This is a genomic window from Nocardioides oleivorans (assembly GCF_004137255.1).
Taxonomy (GTDB): Bacteria; Actinomycetota; Actinomycetes; order Propionibacteriales; family Nocardioidaceae; genus Nocardioides; species Nocardioides oleivorans.
Window position 1 is genome coordinate 1,558,568 of sequence record NZ_SDWT01000001.1, and the last position, 24,857, is coordinate 1,583,424.

At 71.8% G+C, this 24,857-nt stretch carries 14 protein-coding genes; all 14 read left to right on the forward strand.

What is annotated here, in order from left to right; translation table 11 throughout:
* Positions 1 to 151 precede the first annotated feature (151 nt).
* The 14 genes from EUA93_RS07475 to EUA93_RS07540 all read left to right on the forward strand — a co-directional run bounded on the left by EUA93_RS07475 (position 152) and on the right by EUA93_RS07540 (position 24,781).
* The gene (locus tag EUA93_RS07475) at positions 152 to 1,669 is read left to right on the forward strand and encodes a sugar ABC transporter ATP-binding protein (RefSeq protein WP_129399547.1); all 1,518 of its coding nucleotides are present in this window, start codon (positions 152 to 154) and stop codon (positions 1,667 to 1,669) included.
* Positions 1,666 to 2,748 (forward strand): ABC transporter permease, encoded by a 1,083-nt coding sequence (locus EUA93_RS07480; protein WP_129399548.1) that lies wholly within the window; start codon positions 1,666 to 1,668, stop codon positions 2,746 to 2,748. Before EUA93_RS07475 ends, EUA93_RS07480 begins: the two co-directional genes overlap by 4 nt.
* Positions 2,745 to 3,815, forward strand: coding sequence for an ABC transporter permease (locus tag EUA93_RS07485; protein WP_129399549.1), 1,071 nt, complete (start codon positions 2,745 to 2,747; stop codon positions 3,813 to 3,815). Before EUA93_RS07480 ends, EUA93_RS07485 begins: the two co-directional genes overlap by 4 nt.
* A 19-nt stretch (positions 3,816 to 3,834) precedes the next feature.
* Positions 3,835 to 4,884, forward strand: coding sequence for a rhamnose ABC transporter substrate-binding protein (gene rhaS, locus EUA93_RS07490; RefSeq protein ID WP_129399550.1), 1,050 nt, complete (start codon positions 3,835 to 3,837; stop codon positions 4,882 to 4,884).
* A gap of 74 nt (positions 4,885 to 4,958) precedes the next feature.
* Positions 4,959 to 5,333 (forward strand): L-rhamnose mutarotase, encoded by a 375-nt coding sequence (locus EUA93_RS07495; protein ID WP_129399551.1) that lies wholly within the window; start codon positions 4,959 to 4,961, stop codon positions 5,331 to 5,333.
* Positions 5,333 to 6,511 (forward strand): L-rhamnose isomerase, encoded by a 1,179-nt coding sequence (rhaI, locus tag EUA93_RS07500; protein WP_129399552.1) that lies wholly within the window; start codon positions 5,333 to 5,335, stop codon positions 6,509 to 6,511. Before EUA93_RS07495 ends, rhaI begins: the two co-directional genes overlap by 1 nt.
* A 39-nt stretch (positions 6,512 to 6,550) precedes the next feature.
* The gene (locus EUA93_RS07505) at positions 6,551 to 8,593 is read left to right on the forward strand and encodes a bifunctional aldolase/short-chain dehydrogenase (RefSeq protein ID WP_129399553.1); all 2,043 of its coding nucleotides are present in this window, start codon (positions 6,551 to 6,553) and stop codon (positions 8,591 to 8,593) included.
* Complete coding sequence (locus EUA93_RS07510) at positions 8,590 to 10,062, forward strand: rhamnulokinase (protein ID WP_129399554.1); 1,473 nt, start codon at positions 8,590 to 8,592, stop codon at positions 10,060 to 10,062. Before EUA93_RS07505 ends, EUA93_RS07510 begins: the two co-directional genes overlap by 4 nt.
* Complete coding sequence (locus EUA93_RS07515; RefSeq protein ID WP_207208627.1) at positions 10,059 to 10,268, forward strand: LuxR C-terminal-related transcriptional regulator; 210 nt, start codon at positions 10,059 to 10,061, stop codon at positions 10,266 to 10,268. The genes EUA93_RS07510 and EUA93_RS07515 overlap by 4 nt, the downstream gene beginning before the upstream one ends.
* 54 nt (positions 10,269 to 10,322) lie before the next feature.
* Positions 10,323 to 11,105 carry a (Fe-S)-binding protein gene (locus EUA93_RS07520; protein WP_129399555.1) on the forward strand — a complete coding sequence of 261 codons (783 nt, stop codon included), beginning with the start codon at positions 10,323 to 10,325 and terminating at the stop codon, positions 11,103 to 11,105.
* Positions 11,106 to 11,191: 86 nt separating this feature from the next.
* The gene (locus tag EUA93_RS07525) at positions 11,192 to 12,694 is read left to right on the forward strand and encodes a lactate utilization protein B (protein WP_129399556.1); all 1,503 of its coding nucleotides are present in this window, start codon (positions 11,192 to 11,194) and stop codon (positions 12,692 to 12,694) included.
* A complete protein-coding gene (locus EUA93_RS07530) occupies positions 12,691 to 13,275 on the forward strand; it encodes a LutC/YkgG family protein (RefSeq protein ID WP_129399557.1) in 585 nt (194 codons plus the stop codon). The genes EUA93_RS07525 and EUA93_RS07530 overlap by 4 nt, the downstream gene beginning before the upstream one ends.
* Before the next feature lie 182 nt (positions 13,276 to 13,457).
* Positions 13,458 to 18,926, forward strand: a complete 5,469-nt coding sequence (locus EUA93_RS07535; RefSeq protein WP_129399558.1) for an alpha-L-rhamnosidase — start codon at positions 13,458 to 13,460, stop codon at positions 18,924 to 18,926.
* Positions 18,927 to 18,949: 23 nt separating this feature from the next.
* Complete coding sequence (locus EUA93_RS07540; protein WP_129399559.1) at positions 18,950 to 24,781, forward strand: family 78 glycoside hydrolase catalytic domain; 5,832 nt, start codon at positions 18,950 to 18,952, stop codon at positions 24,779 to 24,781.
* Positions 24,782 to 24,857 lie beyond the last annotated feature (76 nt).

Genomic DNA, 24,857 nt, shown 5'->3' on the forward strand with positions numbered 1-24,857 from the left:
CCCGTTGAAACGATGTGGCTCGGAGCGTACGCCATCGCAGCGGCTGAGGTCACCAGTCGATAACGACGGAGAAAACGCCCGGAAGTGACCCTTGACACGTGTGATCACCTTCACCTACCTTTCGTTGAAACCTTTCAAACCGAGGAGCTCCATGCCGACCAGCAACACCGCCGCACCGGTGCTCGCGCTGCGCGACGTCTCGAAGTCGTTCGGGCCCGTGGTCGCCCTGCGCGCGGGCAGCATCTCGGTCGAGGCGGGCTCCATCCACGCCCTCATCGGCGAGAACGGTGCCGGCAAGTCGACCCTCGTCAAGGTCGTCGCGGGCGTCCACCGCCGCGACTCCGGCACCTTCGAGCTCGACGGCGAGGCCGTCGACTTCGGCTCCACCGCGGAGTCCAAGCAGGCCGGCATCGCGGTCATCTACCAGGAGCCGACGCTCTTCCCGGACCTGTCGGTGACCGAGAACATCTTCATGGGCCGCCAGCCGCTGGCCCGCGGCCGCCGCATCGACCGCCAGGCGATGTACGTCGAGGCCGAGGGGCTGTTCCAGCGCCTGGGCGTGCGGATCGACCCCCGCCGTCCCGCCGAGGGCCTCTCCATCGCCGACCAGCAGATCATCGAGATCGCCAAGGCCATCTCGCTCGACGCGCGCCTGCTCGTCATGGACGAGCCGACGGCAGCGCTCAGCGGCGTCGAGGTCGAGCGGCTCTTCGCCGTCGCCCGCAGCCTCCGCGACGAGGGCCGGGCGCTGGTGTTCATCTCCCACCGCTTCGACGAGGTCTTCGCGCTGTGCGACACCGTCACCGTGATGCGTGACGGCTCCTACGTCGACACCCGTCGCGTCGACGAGACCACGCCGTCCGACCTGGTCTCGCTCATGGTCGGCCGCGACGTCGACGACCTGTTCCCCAAGACGCCCGCGGAGGTCGGTGAGCCGGTCCTCCAGGTGCGCGGCCTCACCCGTGCCGGCGTCTTCCACGACATCAACCTCGACGTCCGCGCCGGCGAGATCGTCGGCCTCGCCGGCCTGGTCGGTGCCGGACGCAGCGAGGTCGCCCGCGCCGTCTTCGGCGTCGACGCCTACGACTCCGGCACGGTGACCATGTCGGGCAAGCCGGTGAAGGCGCGCGACCCGCGCTCGGCGATCAACGCCGGCATGGCCTTCATCCCCGAGGACCGCCGCAAGCAGGGCCTGGTCATCGACTCCTCCGTCGCCGGCAACGTCGCAGCCGTCATCCGCCGCAGCATCGCCAAGGCGGGCCTGATCACCGGCTCGATGGAGAACAGGGCCGCCGGTCCGTGGGCGGCCCGCCTCGAGGTCAAGACGAGCGCGCTCGACATGAACGCCGCCACGATGAGCGGCGGCAACCAGCAGAAGGTCGTCATCGCCAAGTGGCTCGCGACCAACCCGAAGCTGCTGATCATCGACGAGCCCACCCGCGGCATCGACGTCGGCACCAAGTCCGAGGTGCACCGCCTGCTCTCCGAGCTCGCCGGCCAGGGCCTCGCGATCTTGATGATCTCCTCCGAGCTGCCCGAGGTGCTCGGCATGGCCGACCGCGTCCTCGTGCTCTGCGAGGGCCACCTCACCGCCGAGCTCGACCGCGCGGACGCCACCCCCGAAGCCGTGATGCACGCGGCCACCCACCAGCTGGAGGACGCCCGATGAGCCACACCGACATCGAGCGCCCCGGGACCTCGGCCGACGTCTCCGCCGGGGAGGCGCTCCTCGTCGAGCCCAGCCGGCTCTCGCCGACGCGCCGGGCGCTGACGACGGTCCTCCGCTCGCGCGAGCTCTCCATCTTCCTGGTGCTCGTCGCGGTCGTCGTGCTGGCCACGACGAAGAACAACAGCTTCCTCTTCAGCGCCGACGGCTGGCGCAACTTCCTGCTCAACCCGTCGATCCTGCTCCTCCTCGCGGTGGGCCAGGCGGTCGTCATCATCACCCGCAACGTCGATCTCTCGGTCGGCTCGACGATGGCGCTGACGGCCTACCTCACCGGTCGCCTGTTCATCGAGCAGCCGAACCTCCCGATCGTCGTGGTCCTCGCCGCCTGCCTGCTCATGGGCGCGGTGCTCGGCCTGGTCAACGGCGTGCTCGTCGCCTACGGCAAGGTCCCGGCGCTGGTGATCACGCTCGGCACGCTCTACATCTACCGCGGCATCATGCTGACCTGGGCCGGCAGCGACCGGATCAACGCCGGCGACCTGCCCCGCGAGTTCCTCAGCCTCGGCACGAAGACCGTCGTCGGCGTCCCGGTGCTCACGATCATCGCGGTCGTCGTGCTGGCCGTCGTCGGCTACTACCTCCACACCGCCCGCGGTGGTCGCGAGCTCTACGCGATCGGGTCGGACCCCGACGCGGCCGTCCTCTACGGGCTGCCCGTACGCCGACGCCTGCTCGCCGCGTTCGTGCTCAGCGGCGCGCTGGCCGGCCTGGCCGGTGCGCTCTACACCGCCCGCTACGGCACGGTGAGCTCGAGCGTCGGCTCCGGCATCGAGCTGCAGGCCGTGGCCGCAGCCGTCATCGGGGGCATCGCGATCTTCGGCGGCAGCGGCACCGTGTGGGGCGCCGCCATCGGCGCCTTCCTCCTCATCACCATCAACCGGGCCCTGCCCAGCCTCGGCATCGAGGACTTCTGGCAGCGCGCCGTCGTCGGCGTCCTGATCCTCGGCGCGATCGTGCTCGACCGGATCCTGGCCCGCCGACAAGCCCGCAAGCTCGCAGAATCGAGGGACCACGCATGAGCACCGCGACTGCGACCCCGGCCCGCACCTACTCGTCGTACTCGGCACCGCTCTGGAAGCGCTGGCTGGTCACCCGCGAGACCGCCGTCATCGTCCTGACGGCCGCGGTGATCCTCTACTCCCTGGCCAACGTGCCCAACTTCGACGGCCCGCTGACCCTGAAGTTCCTGCTCCAGGACATCGCCCCGATCCTGCTGATCGCGCTCCCGATGACGCTCGTCATCATCACCGGCGAGATCGACCTGTCGGTGGCCAGCATCATGGGCCTCAGCAGCGTGCTGCTCGGCGTGCTCCACGACGCCGGCATGTCGGTCCCCGCGGCCGCGCTGCTCGCGCTGCTCGCCGGACTGGTCTGCGGCGCGCTCAACGGCTTCCTGATCGCCTACGTCGGACTGCCCTCGCTGGCGGTCACGATCGGCACGCTCGCACTCTTCCGCGGCATCGCGGTCGGCCTGCTCGGCACCACCGCGATCACCGACTTCACCGAGAAGTGGGCCGACCTCGCCACCGGCACCATCGGCGACTCGCGGATCCCGCTCGTGATGATCCCGTTCGCGGTCCTGGCCGTCGGCTTCGTCGTGCTGCTGCACTTCTCCACCTTCGGCCGCGGCGTCTACGAGATCGGCCTCAACGACGAGGCCGCCCACTTCACGGGCGTCAACGTCGCCCGCACCAAGATGGTGCTCTTCCTGCTCTCCGGCGTGGTCTCGGCGCTGGCCGGCATCTACTTCACGCTGCGCTACGGCTCGGCCCGCGGCGACAACGCCACCGGCTACGAGCTCCAGGTGATCGCCGCGGTGCTGCTCGGCGGCGTCTCGATCTTCGGCGGTCGGGGCCGACTGCACGGCGTGCTCGCCGGCGTCGTCCTGATCGGCGTGCTCTCCAGCGCCCTGCGCCTGGAGTCGGTGACGGTCAACGTCACCAACATCATCGTCGGCCTGCTCCTGGTGGCCTCGGTGATCCTCCCCAGCGTCCTTGGGTGGGCCGGCTCGCGGCTGCCCCGCAAGGCATCAGCGGCTCCTGCGGGACCGCGCCCCGACAAGGACGCGGCGACCGCCGACGTCTGAACATCCGAAAGGTAGACAGATGAAGATCCAGAAGCGGTCCACGGCTCTCGCCGCGATCCTGCTCACGGCGACCTTCGCCTTTGCCGGTTGCGGCAGCGACAGCGACGACGGCGGCTCGGCCAGCGACGGCGGCAGCGGCGGTGGTGGTGGTGACCTGAGCATCACGATGCTCCCGAAGAACCTCGGCAACGCCTACTTCGACACCAGCACCGACGGTGCCGAGAAGGCCGCCACCGAGATCGGCGCCGAGTTCGAGGAGGTCGGTCCCGACACCGCCAGCCCCGACGCCCAGGTGTCATACATCAACACCGTGGCCCAGCAGGGCAAGAGCGCCCTGATCCTCTCGGCCAACGACCCCGACGCCCTGTGCGACGCGATCGACGAGGCCCGCAGCGCGGACGTCAAGGTCGTCACCTTCGACGCCGACACCAACCCCGACTGCCGCGACCTGTTCATCAACCAGGCCACCGCCGAGGGCATCGCGGCCAAGCAGCTCGAGCTGATCTCGGACCAGATCGGCGGCAAGGGCGAGATCGCGATCCTGTCGGCCTCGGCCAACGCGACCAACCAGAACGCGTGGATCGACATGATGGAGTCGGAGCTGGCCGACAACCCCGACTACGCCGACATCGAGCTGGTCGACACCGTCTACGGCGACGACGAGGACCAGAAGTCCTTCGACCAGACCGAGGCGCTGCTGCAGAACCACCCCGACCTCAAGGGCATCATCTCCCCGACCACGGTCGGTATCGCTGCCGCGGCGCGCTACCTGTCCGACTCCTCCTCCAAGGGCAAGGTCGCGCTGACCGGCCTGGGCACCCCGAACCAGATGCGCGAGTACGTCGAGGACGGCACCGTGACGTCGTTCGCGCTGTGGAACCCGGGCGACCTGGGCTACCTGGCCACGTTCGCCGCGGCCGCGCTGGTCGACGGTGACATCACCGGCGCCGAGGGCGACTCCTTCGACGCCGGCGACCTGGGCACCTTCGAGGTCGGCGCCGACGGCGTCGTGCTCCTGGGTGAGCCCTTCACCTTCGACGCGGACAACATCGGCGACTTCGACTTCTGACAGCCGCCCGTCCCGGGGTCGTCGGCCTCCAGCCGCCGGCGGCCCCGGGAGCACCACCATCGGACAGGACCCTGATGCACCGCGTCTGCTTCACCCTCCAGGTCAGGAAGGACCGCATGGAGGAGTACGCCGAGCGCCACGCAGCCGTGTGGCCCGACATGCTCCAGGCCCTCCACGACACCGGGTGGCACAACTACTCCCTCTTCCTGCGCGACGACGGCCTCCTCGTGGGCTACCTCGAGACGCCCGACCTGGCCGCCGCGCAGGACGGCATGGCCCGAACCGACGTGAACGCCCGCTGGCAGGCGGAGATGGCCGGGTTCTTCGAGGACCTCGACCTCCCGCCGGACCAGGGCTTCTGGCAGCTGGCCGAGGTCTTCCACCTCGAGGACCAGCTCACCGCAGGACCCTCCACCCCACACTCCACAGACACAGCTCAGGACCAGTGATGACTTCCTTCTCCGACATCAGCGACCGGCTCGGCGACCTCGCGATCGAGGTCCCGTCCTGGGCTTACGGCAACTCCGGCACGCGCTTCAAGGTCTTCGGCTCGGCCGGCACCCCGCGCTCGGTCGAGGAGAAGATCTCCGACGCCGCGGCGGTCCACCGCTTCACCGGCCTCGCCCCGTCGGTGGCGCTCCACATCCCGTGGGACCACGTCGACGACTTCGGCGCGCTGTCGACGTACGCCAAGGAGCAGGGCGTCGAGCTCGGGACGATCAACTCGAACACGTTCCAGGACGACGACTACAAGCTCGGCGCGCTGACCCACACCGACCCGCGCATCCGCCAGAAGGCGATCGACCACCACCTCGCGTGCATCGAGGTGATGAACCAGACCGGCTCGCGCGACCTCAAGATCTGGCTCGCCGAGGGCACCAACTACCCCGGCCAGGGCGACATCCGCGCCCGCCAGGACCGCCTCGCCGAGGGCCTGCGCACGATCTACGACCAGCTCTCCGACGACCAGCGGCTGGTGCTGGAGTACAAGTTCTTCGAGCCGGCGTTCTACCACACCGACGTCCCGGACTGGGGCACGTCGTACGCCCACGTGGCCGCCCTCGGCGACCGCGCGATGGTGTGCCTCGACACCGGCCACCACGCGCCGGGCACCAACATCGAGTTCATCGTCGCCCAGCTGCTCCGGCTCGGGAAGCTCGGCTCGTTCGACTTCAACAGCCGCTTCTACGCCGACGACGACCTCATCGTCGGCGCGGCCGACCCGTTCCAGCTGTTCCGGATCATGGTCGAGGTCATCCGCGGCGGTGGCTTCGGCGCCAAGGCCGACGGGACGTCCAACGACGTCGCGCTGATGCTCGACCAGTGCCACAACATCGAGGCCAAGATCCCCGGCCAGATCCGTTCGGTGCTCAACGTGCAGGAGATGACGGCCCGGGCGCTGCTGCTCGACACCGAGTCCCTCGACGTGGCCCGCTCCGACGGCGACGTGCTGCGCGCCAACGAGATCTTCATGGACGCCTTCTACACCGACGTCCGCGCCGACCTCGCCGCCTTCCGCGAGGAGCGCGGCCTGCCCGCCGACCCGATGCGCGCCTACCTCGCGTCGGGCTACCAGGAGCAGATCGAGGCCGACCGCGTCGGCGGCGCCCAGCTCAGCTGGACCTGACCCCTCCCTCACCCACACCCACCAGAAGGATCCCGCACCGTGAGTGACCTCAACCCCACCGTCGCTGCTCTCGTCGAGCGCTCGAACCGGCTGGGCGCCGACCCCAAGAACACCAACTACGCAGGTGGCAACACCTCCGCCAAGGGCACCGAGACCGACCCGGTGACGGGCGAGGACGTCGAGCTGCTGTGGGTGAAGGGCTCCGGCGGTGACCTCGGCACGTTGACCCCCGCGGGGCTCGCGGTGCTGCGCCTGGACCGGATGCGTGCGCTGGTCGACGTCTACCCGGGCGTCGAGCGCGAGGACGAGATGGTCGCCGCGTTCGACTACTGCCTGCACGGCAAGGGCGGCGCCGCGCCGTCGATCGACACCGCCATGCACGGCCTCGTCGACGCAGCCCACGTCGACCACCTGCACCCCGACTCGGGCATCGCGATCGCGACGGCCGCCGACGGCCAGGAGCTCACCGCCACGATCTTCGGCGACAAGGTCGTCTGGGTGCCGTGGCGCCGACCGGGCTTCCAGCTCGGCCTCGACATCGCCGAGATCAAGGAGAAGAACCCGCAGGCCATCGGGTGCATCCTCGGCGGACACGGCATCACCGCGTGGGGCGACACCAGCGAGGAGGCCGAGACCAACGGCCTCTGGATCATCGACACCGCCGCCTCCTACATCGCCGAGCACTCGAAGGCGGAGCCGTTCGGCCCCGCGCTCGAGGGGTACGCCGCCCTGCCGGAGGCCGAGCGCCGCGCGAAGGCCGCGGCCCTGGCCCCCACCATCCGCGGCATCGCCTCGGCGGACCGCCCGATGGTCGGCCACTTCACCGACGCAGACGTGGTCCTGCACTTCCTCGCTCACGCCGAGCACCCCCGCCTCGGCGAGCTCGGCACGTCGTGCCCGGACCACTTCCTCCGCACCAAGGTGAAGCCGCTCGTGCTCGACCTGCCGGCCGACGCGAGCGTGGAGGACAGCATCGCCCGGCTCCAGGAGCTCGCGGTCTCCTACCGCGAGGACTACCAGGGCTACTACGACCGCAACGCCACGCCGGACAGCCCGGCCATCCGGGGCAAGGACCCGCTCATCGTCCTCGTCCCCGGCGTCGGCATGTTCAGCTTCGGCAAGGACAAGCAGACCGCCCGCGTCGCCGGCGAGTTCTACGTCAACGCGATCAACGTGATGCGCGGGGCCGAGGGCCTGTCGACGTACGCCCCCATCGACGAGTCGGAGAAGTTCCGGATCGAGTACTGGGCGCTCGAGGAGGCCAAGCTCCAGCGGATGCCGAAGCCCAAGCCGCTCGCGACCCGCGTCGCGCTGGTCACCGGCGCCGCCTCCGGCATCGGCCTGGCCACCGCGAAGAAGCTCGCGGCCGAGGGCGCGGCCGTCGTCATCGCCGACCTCGACCTGGAGAAGGCACAGGCCGCGGCCGCGGAGATCGGCTCGACCGACGTGGCCGTCGGCGTCCGGGTGGACGTCTCCGACGAGGCCGCCGTCCAGGCCGCCGTCGATGCGACCGTCCTCGCCTTCGGTGGCGTCGACCTCGTCGTCAACAACGCCGGTCTCTCGCTCTCGCGCTCGCTGCTCGAGACCACCGAGAAGGACTGGGACCTCCAGCACGACGTGATGGCGAAGGGCTCGTTCCTCGTCGCCAAGGCCACCGCCAAGGCGATGATCGCGCAGGAGATGGGCGGCGACATCGTCTACATCTCGTCGAAGAACTCGATCTTCGCCGGTCCCAACAACGTCGCCTACGGCGCGGCCAAGGCCGACCAGGCCCATCAGGTCCGCCTCCTCGCGGCCGAGCTCGGCGAGCACGGCATCAAGGTCAACGGCGTGAACCCCGACGGCGTCGTCCAGGGCTCCGGCATCTTCGCGTCCGGCTGGGGTGCCAACCGCGCCGCGGTCTACGGCGTGGAGGAGCAGGACCTCGGCAAGTTCTACGCCCAGCGCACGATCCTCAAGCGCGAGGTGCTGCCGGACAACATCGCCAACGCGGTCTTCGTGCTCTGCACCGACGAGCTCAGCCACACCACCGGCCTGCACATCCCCGTCGACGCCGGCGTGGCCGCGGCCTTCCTGCGATGACCCACCCTGCGGCGACGCCCGGGGCCACCTCCAGGCCCGGCCCCGTCAGCGTCGCCGCGATCGACCTCGGGGCGTCGAGCGGTCGGGTGATGCTGGGCGAGGTCGGCCCGGGCGTGCTGCGCCTGACGGCCGCCGCACGGTTCGGCAACGACCCGGTCCGCACACCCGACGGCCTGCACTGGAACCTGCTCGAGCTCTACCGCCAGTCCCTCGCCGGGCTCGGCGCGGCCGCCCGCCTGGCCGCCGACAGCCCGGCAGGCCGGCTGGCCAGCGTCGGCATCGACAGCTGGGCGGTCGACCACGGCCTGCTGCGCGACGGCCGGCTGCTCGGCCAGCCGTTCCACTACCGCGACGAGCGTCGTGGTGAGGCCGGTCCGGCGATCGTCCACGAGGTGGTCGCCGCCGACGAGCTCTACGCCCGCAACGGCCTGCAGTTCCTGCCGTTCAACACGGTCTTCCAGCTCGCCGCCGACCCGTGGCACCGTGACGCCGACCGGCTGCTGCTCGTCCCGGACCTGCTGGCGTACTGGCTCACCGGCGTCGAGCGCACCGAGCGCACCAACGCCTCGACCACCGGCCTGCTCGACGTCCGCACCCGCGCGTGGGACGACGAGCTGCTCACGCGGCTCGGCTTCGCGCGCTCCCTGTTCACCGACCTCGCCGACCCCGGGGACCTGGTGGGTTCCTTGCTTCCCCGGGTCGGCGAGGCGGTCGGTGCCCCCGGCCTCCCGGTGGTGGCCGTCGGGTCGCACGACACCGCCTCTGCCGTCGTCGGGGTGCCGTTCGAGCGCGCCGAGTCGGCGTACATCTCCCTGGGGACGTGGGGCCTCGTCGGCCTCGAGCTCGACGAGCCGGTCCTCACCGAGGAGAGCCGGCTGGCGAACTTCACCCACGAGGGCGGGGTCGACGGCACCATCCGGTTCCTCACCAACGTCATGGGCACGTGGCTGCTCAGCGAGACCCTGCGCACGTGGGGTCGCGACGACCTCACCGCCCTGCTCGCGGCGGCCGCCGACGTGCCAGCCGCCTCCGTCCCGGTGGTCGACGTCCAGGACCCGCGCTTCGTGCCGCCCGGCGACATGCCCGCCCGCATCGCCGCGTGGTGCGCCGAGCACGACGTCGCGCCGCCGACCGACGCGGCCACCACGGTGCGCTGCATCCTCGAGTCCCTCGCGGTGGCGTACGCCGACGCGCTGCAGGCCGCGACCCGCCTGTCCGGCCGCTCGGTAGAGGTCGTCCACGTGGTCGGCGGCGGCAGCCAGAACGAGCTCCTCTGCCAGCTGATCGCCGACCGCACCGGCCTCCCCGTCGTCGCCGGACCCGTCGAGGCGACCGCCCTCGGCAACGTGCTGGTGCAGGGACGGACCGCCGGCGCGATCACCGGTGGCCTGGGTGCGATGCGCGCACTCGTGCGCGAGACCCACGACCTGCGACGGCACGGACCGGGTCGGCGCCGGGACACACCTTGACCGATGCGCGGGAGGTCGTCCTGGCCGACGACGAGCTCAGCGTCCTGAGGCTGATGGCCGAGGGCGACACGATCGACGTGGTCGCGCGCAAGCTGGAGATCTCCGAGCGGACCGTCCGTCGCAAGGCACGCAGTGCCTGTGACACGTTGGGGTGCGAGACCACCATCGAGGCGATCGTCTGGGCCGTGCGTCATGGCCACGTCTAGCACCACACTGGAAGCACGAGAGCACGCCCGAGAGCACGAAGGAAGGACAGCGACGTGAGGGTCGCCCTCCAGGTCACCTGCGTCAACGACGCGATGTTCCCCGACACGGGGAAGGCCGTGGTGCGCCTGCTGCGCCGCCTCGGTGTCGACGTCGAGTTCCCGAAGGCGCAGACGTGCTGCGCGCAGCCGATGGTCAACACCGGCTACTTCGACGAGGCCGTGCCCGTCGTGCGCAACTTCGTCGATGCGTTCGCGGGGTACGACGCCGTGGTGACGCCGTCGGGCTCCTGCGCCGGGTCGGTGCGCCACCAGCACGCCCTCGTCGCCGAGCGCTCGGGCGACGCCGGGCTCCGGGCCGCCGTCGCGGAGACGTCGCCGAGGACCTACGAGCTCACCGAGTTCATCGTCGACGTGCTCGGGGTGACCGACGTCGGCGCCTACTTCCCGCACCGCGTGACCTACCACCCGACCTGCCACAGCCTGCGGATGCTCGGCGTCGGCGAGCGGCCGCGCCGGCTGCTCGAGGCGGTCCGGGGGATCCAGCTCGTCGACCTCCCGCAGGCCGAGGAGTGCTGCGGCTTCGGCGGCACCTTCGCCCTCAAGAACGCCGACACGTCCATCGCCATGGGCGCCGACAAGGCCCGCCACGTCCGCGACACGGGCGCCGAGGTGCTCGTCGCCGGCGACAACTCGTGCCTGATGCACATCGGCGGCGTCCTCTCGCGCCAGCGTGCGGGCGTCCGCGTCATGCACCTCGCCGAGATCCTCGCCAGCACCGAGGAGACGCAGGGCGAGTCCAGCGGACCCGCCGTCGGCGCACGGGCGGCCGGCGCATGAACACCCCACGCCGTTCCTCTCCTCCGCTTCGCTCCCCCGAACAACGCCGTGGGGACCCCGAAAAGACCAGCGGCACCTTCGTCGGCATGCCGGCCTTCCCGACCGCCGCGCGTGCGGCGCTCGGCGACACCCAGCTGCGCCGCAACCTCGCGCACGCCACCCACACCATCCGCGACAAGCGCGCCCGTGTGGTCGCCGAGGTCGAGGACTGGGAGGACCTCCGGCTCGCCGGGGCGGGGGTGAAGGAGGCCGCGCTGCGCGACCTCGCCACCCACCTCGAGACGCTGGAGGAGTCGCTGGTCCGCGCCGGCGCGACCGTGCACTGGGCGCGCGACGCCGAGGAGGCGTGCGCGATCGTCGCCTCGGTGGCGAAGTCGCACGGCGCGGACGAGGTGGTGAAGGTCAAGTCGATGGCCACCCAGGAGATCGGCCTCAACGAGGCCCTCGAGGCCGAGGGCATCGCCGCCTGGGAGACCGACCTGGCCGAGCTCATCGTGCAGCTCGGCGAGGACCTGCCGTCCCACATCCTCGTGCCCGCGATCCACCGCAACCGGGCCGAGGTCCGCGAGATCTTCCAGCGCCGGATGGGCGTCGTCGGCCGGCCCGCTCCCGGCGACCTCACCGACGAGCCGAGCGTCCTGGCCGGCGCTGCGCGCGAGCACCTGCGCGAGAAGTTCCTGCGGGCCAAGGTCGGCGTCAGCGGGGCCAACTTCGCCGTCGCCGACACCGGCACGCTCGTCGTCGTCGAGTCCGAGGGCAACGGCCGGATGTGCCTGACCCTGCCCGAGGTGCTGGTCAGCGTGGTCGGCATCGAGAAGGTCGTCGCGACCTGGGACGACCTCGACCCGATGCTGCGGTTGCTGCCGCGCTCGTCGACCGGGGAGCGGATGAACCCCTACACCTCGACGTGGTCGGGCGTGACGCCCGGGGACGGCCCGCAGGAGGTGCACGTCGTGCTCCTCGACAACGGCCGCACCCGTGCGCTCGCCGACGACGTCGGTCGCCAGGCGCTGCGGTGCATCCGCTGCTCGGCCTGCCTCAACGTGTGCCCGGTCTACGAGCGCGTCGGCGGGCACGCCTACGGCTCGGTCTACCCGGGTCCGATCGGTGCGATCCTCAACCCGCTGCTCAACGGCGTCTCCGACGAGCAGACCGCCTCGCTGCCGTACGCCTCCTCGTTGTGCGGCGCCTGCTTCGAGGTCTGCCCGGTCCGGATCGACATCCCGTCCGTGCTGGTCGACCAGCGAGCCCAGGTCGTCGACTCGCACCGCGGCGACCGGGTCCCCAAGGCCGAGGCGGTGGCGATGAAGGCCGCGGCCTGGACCTTCTCCGACGCCCGCCGCCTCGGTCTCGCCGAGCGCGCGTCCGGCCTGGCCGGCCGTGTCATCGGCCGCTTCTCCCGTACGACGCTGCCGGGCGGCCGCACCGCCGCCGGCCGCCTGCCCGGTCCCGCCGCCGGCTGGACCGGGGCCCGTGACCTGCCCGCCCCGCCGAGGGAGTCCTTCCGCGAGTGGTGGGCCAGGACCGACGGCGGCACCCACGACGACCAGGACGGGTCCGGCACGGCGACGAAGGGTGGTCGCTCGTGAGCGCCCGCGACGACATCCTCGGCCGCGTCCGCGCGGCCCTCGCCGACGTGTCACCTGCGGTCTCCGTCCCCGCCGCACCGCGCGTGCCGGACCGTGGCGACCTGGTCGCGCTCTTCGACGAGCGGGTCGCCGACTACCGGGCCGTGGTCACCCGCTGCACGTCCGACGGACTCCAGGAGGCGGTCGCTGCAGCCCTCGGGCCCGCCCGCGCCGTCGTACCTCCCGGTCTCGGGCTCGAGGTGGCCGGAGCAGTTGTCGACGACGGCCTCTCCTCCGCCGAGCTCGACGCGATCGACGCGGTCGTCACCCGCGCCGCCGTCGGGATCGCCGAGACCGGCACGATCGTGCTGGACCACCAGCCCGACCAGGGCCGCCGTGCGATCAGCCTCGTGCCCGACCTGCACGTCTGCATCGTCGACGCGAGCCAGGTCGTGGCCGACGTGCCCGACGCGATCGCCCTCCTCGACCCGGCCCGGCCGCTGACCTGGATCAGCGGACCCTCCGCGACCAGCGACATCGAGCTCGACCGGGTCGAGGGCGTGCACGGTCCCCGCACGCTCCACGTGCTCCTCGTGACCTGACCACCCGGTCGTCTGGTGGCCAGTTTCGGCCATTCGACTTTCGGCTCTTGTGACCGTGGTCACGCCAGTTCTACGGTGCTCGCGCTGGAACGTTTCAAACCGCGTTCCGCGCCTCGCTCGGAGAGTCTGGAGTTCCTGTGCCCACGTCACATCGTGTTGCCCGTAAACGTTTCACCTCCGCGGTGGCGACGATCGCCCTGCTGGCCGCCGGCCTCGTCGGCGTCGGTCTCGCCGGCACCGTCGCCCCCGCCGGTGCGGCCGAGGGCGTCTCCCTCGCCGACCTCGAGGTCGAGCGCAAGGCCGAGCCGATCGGCATCGACCTCGACCACCCGCGCTTCGGCTGGGTCATCGAGTCGGCCGCCCGGGGTGTCGTGCAGGAGTCCTACCGGGTCCGCGTGGCGACCGAGGCCGAGGGCCTCGACGGCGACCTGGTGTGGGACAGCGGCACCGTCCAGGACGACCGCTCCTTCGACGTCCAGTACGAAGGCCCCGCGCTCGCGTCGACGACCGGCTACGTCTGGGACGTCGCGATCGTGACCACCAGCGGCACGGCCGTGGCGTCGAGCTCGTTCCGCACCGGCTTCGTCGACGAGGCCGACTGGGACGGCGCCGCCTGGATCGGCGCGCCTCCGCCGGCCGACCCCGCGGAGGGCTGGACCGACTACACCGCCGAGTTCGACTTCTCCATCCAGCGCCACGCGTTCGGCGCCCTCTTCCGCGCCAACGGCGCGAACAACGCCCTCATGTGGCAGGTCTCGGTCGTCGACGGCGTCGCCGCGCTCCGACCGCACCGCAAGGTCAACGGGGGCTACACGCTCCTCGAGAACAAGAACATCCAGGCGCAGATCAGCGCCGCCCAGCTCAGCCAGGGCGTGCACACCCTCAGCGTCACCGTCAGCCCCGGCACCGCGACCGACAGCACCCGCGTGGTCACGAAGATCGACGGCATCCAGGTCGACGACCGCCAGGTCGCCGGCACCGGCACCCTGTCGCGCGGCACCGTCGGCTTCCGCTCCAGCACCAACGCCGGCACCAACGAGCAGTTCACCGTCCACGGCGTCCGCGTCACCCGCACCGGTGACGGCGAGAAGCTGCTCGCCACCGACTTCTCCGACGGCAACCCCTTCCAGGGCGGCACGCTCGTCGGCAAGGAGCTGCGCTTCACCTCGTCCGCCGAGACGCTCCTGAAGGCGCCGGACAAGCCGGCACCCCTGCTTCGCAAGGAGTTCCCGGTCTCGAAGCCGGTCGCCCACGCGACCTGGTACGTCGCCGCCGGCGGCTACGCCGACGTCACCATCAACGGCGAGCGGATCAGCGACGACACCCTCTCCCCGGGCTTCACCGACTACGACGACACCGTCCAGTACGTCGGCACCGACGTCACCGACCAGCTCGACCAGGGCGACAACGTCCTCGGCATGGAGCTCGGCCGCGGCTTCTTCGGCATGCTCGGCGGCAACGTGTGGAACTGGCAGAGCCCGCCGTGGCACGGCGAGCCGCGCGCCCGCGGCGTACTGGCGCTGGAGTACGCCGACGGCACGACCGGTCGCGTCGTCACCGACGACTCCTGGACCACGCGCGGCGGCCCCCGCCGCCTCGACGACCTCTACGCCGGCGAGCGCTACGACGCCCGCTACGAGGTCCCCGGCTGGGACACGGTGTCGTACGACGACTCCGCCTGGGCCGCGGCCGCCGAGGTCGACGGCCCCAGCGGCGAGCTCGTCGGCCAGCGCCAGCAGCCGATCCGGGTCACCCGCGTGCTGCAGCCGGTCTCGGTCACCGAGCCCGAGGACGGCGTCTACGTCCTGAAGTTCCCCAACGTCATCGCGGGGCGCACCCGGGTCACCGCCCAGGGCCCGGCGGGCACCACGATCACGCTCGCGCACGCCGAGAAGCTCCGCGCCAACGGCCGGGTCAACCTCGACAACAACGGCGGCTTCCAGCTCGGCTTCCAGACCGACACCTTCACCCTCGCCGGCACCGGCGCGGAGGAGACCTTCGAGCCGCGCTTCTCCTACCAGGGCTTCCAGTACGTCGAGGTCACCGGCTGGCCCGGCGACCAGGCGCCGCCGCTGAGCGCCTTCACCGCCGAGTGGCTGCACACCGACGCCGCGCAGACCGGTGAGTTCCAGAGCTCCAGCGACGTCATGAACCGCACCCACCAGGCGGTCGTGAACACGCTCTACAACAACATCCACGGCATCCCGACCGACACCCCGATGTTCGAGAAGAACGGCTGGACGGGCGACGCGGCTGTCGGTGCCGAGATGTTCATGCTGAACCTCGACACCCACGAGCTCTTCGCCAAGTGGATGAACGACCTCGACGAGACCCGCGAGGCCAACGGCGCCCCGATGGTGATCGCACCGAGCTCGGGCACCTGGGGCGCCTGGGGTCCGTCGCAGCCGTGGCACGCGGCCTACGTGATGATCCCGTGGTGGCTGTACCAGTACGGCGGCGACGACCGCGTGATGACCGAGCTCTACGACAACATCAAGGCCTACGTCGACCTCGAGTACGGCCGTCGCCAGGCCGACGGGCTCGTCATCAGCAACCGCCTCGGCGACTGGGTCAGCCCGGAGGGCAGCCCCGCCGGTGGACACGCCCCCGGTGAGGACCAGCGGGTCGAGGGCAGCGCCTACCTCTACCTGATGCTCGACCAGATGGCGACCGTCGCCGAGCACCTCGGCAAGACGGCCGACGCGACCCAGTTCGCCACCCGCGCGGGCGTCGTCAAGGACGCCTTCAACACCGCCTACCTCGACGGTGACCGCTACCGCGGCGCCGGCCAGGACGGCAACCGCTACCGCCAGGTGCACAGCGTGCTCGCGCTCGCCTTCGGGCTGACCCCGGACGAGGAGACCACCGAGGCCGTCGCGGCCCGGCTGGCCGCCGACGTCGAGCAGCGCGGCTACCACCTCGACACCGGCACCCTCGGCACCAAGTACCTCCTCCCGGTGCTGACCGAGCACGGCTACGCCGACGTCGCGGTCCGCCTCGCCGAGCAGACGTCGTACCCCAGCTGGGGCTTCATGCTTGACAACGGCGCCACGTCGATGTGGGAGCACTGGTCGACCGACGCGCGGTCGCTGGGCCACTACTTCCTCGGCACGGTCGACGACTGGTTCTACCAGTACGCCGCCGGCATCCGGCCCTCGAAGGAGGAGGGCTACCGCCAGGTCACCATCGCGCCCGCCACGACCGAGCAGATGGACTCGGCGCGGGCCACCACCGACACCCCCTACGGTCCGGTCACCTCCGACTGGCGCAAGCGCGGCCGCACCCTCGAGCTGCACGCCGAGGTCCCGGTCGGCAGCACCGCGACCGTGCGACTCCCGCTGGGCGAGGCGACGACCGCCGAGGAGGTCCTCGAGGGCGGAGCACCCGTCGCGGACGCCGACGGCGTGGAGAGCGTCACGATCGTCGACGGCGCCGCGGAGGTGGTCGTCGGGTCCGGGTCGTACGACTTCCGGGTCCAGCCCGACGCCGACCCCGAGCGCGACGTCTGGCTGACGCTCGCCCCGCTCACCGAGCCCGTCGTCCGTGGCGAGCACGCGGCCGGCAGCATCGTGGTCACCAACTGGGGCGGCGTCCCGATCACCGGGCTGACGGCCACCGTCGACGCCGGCGACCTCGAGATCACCGGTGACCTGCGAGCGGCCGACCTCGCGCCCGAGGCCTCGACCGAGCTCACCTTCGACGCAGCCGTCCCGCAGGACGCGCGACTCGGCGACCGCGAGGTGGAGGTCGTGCTGGCCTTCACCAGCGGGGGCCAGGACTACGAGGTCACCGAGACCTCGACGTGGGCCGAGATCGTCGCCGGCGTGGCCGTCGACGCGGTCACCGGTTCCGTGGCCGACCCCCGCGGCCGCCTGGTCCCGGTCGACGTCACGCTGCGCAACGAGGGCACCCGGGCCCAGACCGGACAGGTGCGCGCCACCGTGCCTGCCGGGTGGCCGACGCCGCCGGCCGGCCCCACGGTGACCCTCGAGCCGGGGGAGACCCGCACGGTGACCACCCGCGTGCGCGTGGCCCAGCGGATCGTCGCCGGGACCCAGGCGATCGGTGCGCAGATGGTCCAGGGCGACCAGGTGCTCGCGAGCGGCCAGGGAACCCTGGCGGTCAGCCTCACGACGCCGCCGGCCGGACCGGTCGACCACGTCGACTTCGGCAACAACGCCTCCGAGACCGCCCACCAGGTGCAGGCCGGACCCAACAGCGGCACGAGCAGCGAGGCCGGGCTGACCCGGCGCTACGCCAACTCGCAGTTCCCGGGCTCGTGGTACTCCGCGCTGGTCGACGTGCCTGCCGGACAGCCGTTCGGGGTCCGGATGATCGAGACCTTCGACGGTGCGCGCACCAAGGAGCTCAACCTGTACGTCGACGACGTGCCGGTCGGGCGCTACTCCGTCACGCGCACCCAGGGCGGCCTCGGCTGGCTCGCGCACGACCTCCTGGTCGACGCCCCGGCGGCGCTCGCCGCCACGGCCGACGGCAAGGCGCGGATCAAGATCGAGTTCCCGACCGACGCCACCGACTTCGACCCGTCCGTCGCCGACCTCTGGGTCGTCGCGGACCCGACGAAGGACACCGAGGCCCCGGCCGTCGGTGCCACGCTGAACGGCACGGCCGGCCAGGGCGGCTGGTTCACCAGCCCGGTCCAGGTGCAGGTCGATGCGCTCGACGACCTCGACGAGCAGCCGCGGGTCGAGGTGCAGGACGGCGCCACCTGGTTGCCGTACGTCGCCCCGGTCCAGGTGGCCGCCGACGGCGAGCACACGGTGACCTACCGCGCCACGGACGCGGCCGGCAACGCCACCGCGCCGGCTTCGGTCGAGGTGAGGGTCGACCAGACGGCACCGGTGACGGTGGCCGACGTCGTCGTCCCGACGGGCAGCAGCGCCGCCGCGCAGGTGCGCCTCACCGCCACCGATGCGACGAGCGGTGTCGCGGCGACCATGGTGAAGGTCGACGCCGGCGACTGGCAGCAGGCCAGCGGACCGGTGACCCTGCCGGACCGCGGTGCGCACCAGGTCGCGTGGTTCTCCACCGACGCCGCGGGCAACGCCGAGACCGTGCAGCACGCCCAGGTCGCAGCGATCCCGACCGACGGCAGCCAGCAGCTCGTCGCGCTGGCCCCGCCGCAGGTCAGCGGGACCGCCGAGATCGGCCGGAGGCTGAAGGCCACCGACGGCTCGTGGAGCCGCGCCGACGTCACCGTCACCCACCAGTGGTTGCGCGACGGCGTCCCGATCCCCGGTGCGATCGAGCCGACCTACCGCGTGGGGAGGCGTGACCTGAAGGCCCGGATCTCCGTCCGGGCGACGGCCACCGCCGGCGCCTCGCGGGTGGACGCGACGTCGCTCCTGACCGACCGGGTCGCCCGGGCGACGACGACGGTCCGGGTCCGCGTCCTGGGCACCTCGGCCCGGTCCGCGCGACTGCGGGTCGTCCTGTCGGCGGTCGGCGTCAAGGCGCGCGGCACCGTCGTCGTCCGCGTCGACGGCGCGCGGGTCGCCCGCGTCACCTCGCGGGGCACGACCACCCTCCGGGTGCCGCTCGGCCGGGGCACCCGCCACCGGGTCACGGTCACCTACCTCGGCTCACCGCAGGCCGCCCGGGCCACCACGAAGGTCGTGGTGCGCCGATGAAGACCTCGTCGAAAGGCACCCCCATGTCCCGTGCACCCCACCTCGCGCGCCTGCTCGTCGGCTCGCTCGCGCTGACGATCGGGCTCGGCGCGCTGTCCCCGACGGCGGCCACTGCCGAGGAGGCCACGACGGCCACGGCGGCCGCGGCGGCCACGCCGCTCACGGTCACCGGGCTCGAGACCAACGCCCGGGTCGACCCGATCGGCATCCCCGGCGACGCGCCGAGCCTGTCGTGGCACTCCACGTCGACGGGCCGCGGCGCGGTGCAGTCGGCGTACCAGGTCCGCGTCGCGGCGAGCGAGGCCGACCTCGGCGGCGCCACCCTGTGGGACAGCGGCAAGGTCGTCTCCGACCGGCAGGTCGACGTCGCCTACGGCGGCCCCGACCTCGAGTCGGGCACCCGCTACGCCTGGCAGGTCCGGGTCTGGAACGGCGACGACGAGGCGTCGGGCTGGAGCGAGCCGGCGTCCTTCGAGACCGGCCTGCTGACCGCCGGTGACTGGCAGGGCGACTGGATCGGCCGGTCCGCATCGGGCGAGGTCGACCGCTGGGACAACTACACCACCGACATCGACTTCGACATCGCCGACATGGCCGTCGGTGTGTTCATCCGCGCCGCCAACACGAGCAACGCCCTCATGTGGCAGCTCTCCGTCGCGGACGGCACGCCGCGGTTCCGGCCGCACAAGCGCGTGAACGGCGGCTACGCCCTCCTGGACAACAAGGTCATCCCCGGCATCACCGCTGCCCAGCTGCTGAACGGCACGCACCGCCTGTCCGTCACCGTCGACGCCAGCACCGTCACGACCCTGCTCGACGGCACCCAGATCGACCAGCGCACCGACACCTCGTTCAGCAAGGGCTTCGTCGGCTTCCGCCAGGACTTCGTCGACGCCGGCAACGTCAACGAGGCCGCCGACATCAAGAAGGTCACCGTCACCCGCAAGAACGGGGACGTGCTCCTCGACACCGACTTCTCCGACGGCAACCCGTTCGACGGCGGCACCCTGACCGCCGGCGGGCTCCGCGTCGCCGACCGCAAGGACGTCCTCTACCGCTCTCCCGACTCCAACAAGCCCCTCCTCAGGACGTCGTTCACCACCGAGCCCGGCAAGACGGTCGAGTCGGCACGCGTGTACGCCTCGGCGCAGGGCGTCTACGAGATGCGGCTCAACGGCGAGCAGGTGGGCGACCAGTTCCTGGCGCCCGGGTGGACCGAGTACCGCAAGCGCATCCAGCACCAGACCTACGACGTGACCGACCAGGTGCGCAGCGGCGTCAACGCGTTCGGCGCGGAGCTCGGCGACGGGTGGTGGAAGGGCAAGATCGCGTCCTTCGGCTTCAACAACTACGGCTCCAACCTCGGCCTGATCGCCCAGCTGCGCATCGACTACACCGACGGGTCGACCCAGGTCGTCAAGACCGACAGCACGTGGAAGAGCCACTTCGGCCCCTACGTGCAGGCCGACAACGTCGAGGGCGAGACCTACGACGCCAACGCCGAGCAGACCGGCTGGGACGAGCCGGGCTTCGACGACGCCGCGTGGGGCCAGGTCACGACTGCGACCAACACCACCGCGCGCCTGGTGCCGCAGCCCGACGAGCCCGTGCGGGTCACCGACGAGATCGCGGCGAAGAAGCACACCACGCCCGCGCCCGGCGTCGAGATCTACGACCTCGGCCAGAACATGGTCGGCGTCGCGCGGATGAAGCTCCAGGGCAGCGCCGGCACGACCGTCCGGATCCGCTACGGCGAGGAGCTCAACCGCGACGGCTCGCTCTACACCGCCAACATGCGCTCGGCGAAGGTCACCGACTTCTACACCTTCTCCAGCACCGGGACCGCGACGTACACGCCCAAGTTCACCCAGCACGGGTTCCGCTACCTGGAGATCACCGGCACCACGGCGGCGCCGGCGCTCGCCGACGTGACCGGAGTCGTGTGGGGCTCGGACCTGCGCGCGACCGGGGACCTCGAGACCTCGGACCCGATGCTCAACCGGCTGGTCAGCAACATCTCGTGGGGCCAGCGCGGCAACTTCCTGTCGATCCCGACCGACACCCCCGCCCGTGACGAGCGGCTCGGCTGGACCGGAGACATCAACGTCTTCGCGCCGACGGCGAGCTACCTGCGCGACACCCGGTCCTTCCTGGGCAAGTGGATGACCGACCTGCGCGACGCCGCCTACACCGACGGCAACGTCCCGGGCATCGCTCCGGTCGTGCCCAACGCCGGCGACTTCGGCTCGGGCCTCGGGTGGTCCGACGCCGCCATCACGGTGCCGTACGCCACCTGGAAGGCCTGGGGCGACGGCCGCATCGTGCGGGAGAACTACGCCGCGATGGAGAAGTTCCTCGGCTTCGTCCGCGCCAGCGCAGGCCCCGACCTGATCGACTCCGGTCGCGGGCACTGGGAGGACTGGCTCAACCTGGACGACCCGACCGGCGTCGGCGTGCTCGGCACGATGTACTACGCCGAGGACGCCCGGATGCTCTCGGAGATGGCCGCCGCGGTCGGCGAGGACGCGGACGCCGCTGACTACGCCGCCCTCTCGACGGCGGTGCGCCAGGCGTTCGTCGCCCAGTTCGTGCAGCCGGACGGCACGGTCCAGGGCAACAGCCAGGCGGGCTACGCGATGGCGCTCGGCATGGACATGGTCGCGGACCCCGCCCTGCGCGCGAAGGTTGCCGACAAGTTCGTCGCCAAGCTCGCCGCGAGCAACAACCACCTGACCACCGGCTTCCTCGGCACTCCCTGGCTGCTCCCTGCCCTCAGCAGCATCGGCCGCGACGACCTCGCCTACACGATGCTCCTGCACAAGGACTACCCGTCCTGGGGCTACGAGATCGAGAAGGGCGCCACCACGATGTGGGAGCGCTGGAACTCGATCATGCCGGACGGCTCGTTCGGGCCGGTGGAGATGAACTCCTTCAACCACTACGCCTACGGCGCGGTCGGCGACTGGATGTACCAGAACATCGGCGGGATCACGGCCGTCGAGGCCGGCTACAAGGTGTCGCGGATCGCCCCCGTCGTCGGCGGTGGGCTGACCCACGGCGCCGGTGACTTCGCCTCGGCCTTCGGCCCGATCTCGACCGACTGGGCCCTGACCGACGACGGCATGACGCTCGCGGCGCAGGTCCCGGTCGGCACCACGGCCGAGGTCGTGCTGCCGGCCGACAACGCGTACGCCGTCCTCGAGGGCGGTGCGCTGCTCGCCGACGTCGACGGCGTGCAGTCCGTGGTCGACGACGGCGACACCGTCACCGTGACGGTCGGCTCCGGCAGCTACGACTTCGACGTCGTGGCCGGCAACTCGCGCCTCGGCTCGATCCTCGGGCAGCTCGACGCCCTCAAGGCGCACGTCGGTGTCCTCGCCGACGACGGCGACCTCACCGCGGGCGACCGCGGCGCGATGGACGAGGGCATCGACGCCGTCCGCGGGCACGTCTCCGACGCGCTGCTCGCCGCAGTGGACAGCGACGGCTCGGCGTCCACCACCGCGCTCCGAGCGGCCCGTGCCGAGCTGCGCGACCTGCGGGCCTGGCTCGCCTCGTCGGCGGTCGCCGGACCGGTGAAGAGCTCGCTCGACGGAAGCCTCGGCGCCATCGAGAACAGCCTCGTGCTCGCGCTCACCACGGCGCTCGGCGTCACGACGACGCTCCCGCCGGTGGCCGGCGCCGTCCTCCCGGGCGGCACGGTCACCGGGACGGTCGACGTCACCAACGACGGCTCGGTCCCGCTCACCGGGCTGACCGGCACGGTGTCGGTCGACGGGCTCGGCGACGCCGCGGTCTCGGGCGGTCCCGTGGGTGCGGGGGCGACCGTGCAGCTGCCGGTCACCGTCGCGGTTCCCGAGGACGCGAGGCCCGGTGGCCACGACGCCACGCTGTCGCTGACCTACACCGCGGGCGGCGACACCTTCACCGTCGAGCAGTCGACGGCCGACTGGGCCACGGTCACGTCCGGCCTCACGATCGGCGACCTCGCCGCCCGGGTCGACGGCGCAGACCCGACCGAGCACGCCACCGTGTCGGTCCCGGTCACCAACACCGGCTCCGCCGACGTGCGCGCCCATGCGCTGGTGACCCTCCCGCAGGGGTGGAAGTCCGTGCCCTCGTCCGACACGCTCGTGCCGGCCGGCGGAACCGTGACCCTCGAGGTGCCCGTGGTGGTGCCGCTCGACCTCGTCGGCGGCACCGTCCAGGCAGGCGTCTCCGTGGTCCGCCGAGGTGACGTGCTCGCCAGCCGCACCGGCTCGATCACCGTCGACCTGCCCCGCCCGCCCGAGGCCGACGTGCTCGACCACGTCGACTTCGGCAACAGCGCGTCCGAGAACGCGCACGGGATCCAGGCCTCTCCGAGCAGCGGCACCAGCAGCGAGGCCGGCCTCAGCCGCCGGTACTCCAACTCCGCGGTCGTGGGCTCGTGGTTCTCCGCCACCGTCGACGTGCCGGCCGGCGAGCCGTTCGTGCTGCGCGGCGTGGAGACCTTCGACAAGGCGGTCACCAAGGACTACGACGTCTACGTCGACGGCGTGCTCGTGCACACCCAGCTGGTGCCGCGCACCGAGGGCGGCCAGGGCATCAAGGTCTACGACGCCGTCATCGACCACCCGTCGCTGGTCGGCAACGACGGCAACGTCCGGGTCCGGTTCGAGTTCCCCGCGGACGGCTCCAGCCAGGGCGACCCGTCGATCGCGGACCTGTGGGTCCTCGAGATGCCCGACGACACCCAGGCGCCGGACGTCTCGGCCACCGTCGCCGGTGGCACGCAGGGCAGCAACGGGTGGTTCCGCTCGGACGTGAGCGTCCGGGTCGACACCGTCGACAACCGGGACGACGTGCCGGTCGCCCAGACCGGTCTCGACCCCGGGTCCGCGGCCGGCTGGCAGGACTACGTCGGCCCGGTCGCGGTCACCGGTGAGGGCGAGCACGTGCTCTCCTACCGGGCGAGCGACGCAGCGGGCAACGCGTCCACCACGCGCACCCTCACGGTCGGCATCGACGCCACCGCGCCGAGCACGGTGCTCTCCGTCACCACCGCCAAGGACGCCGCCGGGGCCGACCGGGCGACCCTCGCCTTCGCCGCCACCGACGCCGTCAGCGGCGTGGCCACCACGCGCTACCGCGTGGACGGCGGTGCCTGGCAGGTCGCGGGCAGCGAGCCTGTCGCGGTCGAGGGGGTGGGCGACCACACGGTGCAGTACTCCTCGACCGACGTGGCCGGCAACGCCGAGGTCGTCCGGCAGGCGGTGCTGACCCTGGCCGCCGCGCCGCCCACCGAGCCGGGCACGCCCGGGACGGTGACCTCGGTCCTCGCGCCGCAGGTGTCGGGCACCGCCCGCATCGGGCAGGAGCTCGTCGCGACCACCGGGTCGTGGAGCACGGGTGGCCTGCAGCACGCCTACCAGTGGCTGCGCGACGGTTCGCCGATCGCGGGCGCGACCTCGACGTCGTACGCCGTCGGGGTGGCCGACCGCGGCCGCCGGCTCTCGGTGCAGGTGACCGCGAGCAAGGCGGGCGTGACCCCGGCAAGCGCGACGTCCGTCGCGACCGCGCCGGTCCGCAAGGCGACCGCCACGGTCACCGCGAAGGTCGCGAGGACGAAGGTGAGGGCCGACACGCGGGTGTCGGTCACCGCCAAGGTCAAGGCGCCGGGCGTGAAGGCGAGCGGCAAGGTGCGGTTCGTCGTCGACGGCAAGGTCGTCGCCACCGTGAGGCTGGCGAGGAACGGCACGGCCTCGGCGTCGGTCCTGGTCCGCAAGGGCACGCACAAGGTCGTCGTCCGCTACCTCGGCTCCGCCTCGGTGTCGAGGGCGACGTCGCCCCGTCGGGTCGTCAGCGGGAGCTGACCCCGTCACGGGAGGCGTCGGCACCCCCGGCCGGCGCCTCCCGTCCCGTCCCACCCCCCACCAGCAGAAGGCAGCG

Bases quoted from the DNA above. Each gene is read 5' to 3' on its own strand.
- EUA93_RS07540 (WP_129399559.1), top strand. From the start codon at position 18,950: ATGTCCCGTGCACCCCACCTCGCGCGCCTGCTCGTCGGCTCGCTCGCG.
- EUA93_RS07475 (WP_129399547.1), top strand. From the start codon at position 152: ATGCCGACCAGCAACACCGCCGCACCGGTGCTCGCGCTGCGCGACGTC.
- EUA93_RS07525 (WP_129399556.1), top strand. From the start codon at position 11,192: ATGCCGGCCTTCCCGACCGCCGCGCGTGCGGCGCTCGGCGACACCCAG.
- EUA93_RS07510 (WP_129399554.1), top strand. From the start codon at position 8,590: ATGACCCACCCTGCGGCGACGCCCGGGGCCACCTCCAGGCCCGGCCCC.
- EUA93_RS07495 (WP_129399551.1), top strand. From the start codon at position 4,959: ATGCACCGCGTCTGCTTCACCCTCCAGGTCAGGAAGGACCGCATGGAG.
- rhaI (WP_129399552.1), top strand. From the start codon at position 5,333: ATGACTTCCTTCTCCGACATCAGCGACCGGCTCGGCGACCTCGCGATC.
- EUA93_RS07485 (WP_129399549.1), top strand. From the start codon at position 2,745: ATGAGCACCGCGACTGCGACCCCGGCCCGCACCTACTCGTCGTACTCG.
- EUA93_RS07480 (WP_129399548.1), top strand. From the start codon at position 1,666: ATGAGCCACACCGACATCGAGCGCCCCGGGACCTCGGCCGACGTCTCC.
- rhaS (WP_129399550.1), top strand. From the start codon at position 3,835: ATGAAGATCCAGAAGCGGTCCACGGCTCTCGCCGCGATCCTGCTCACG.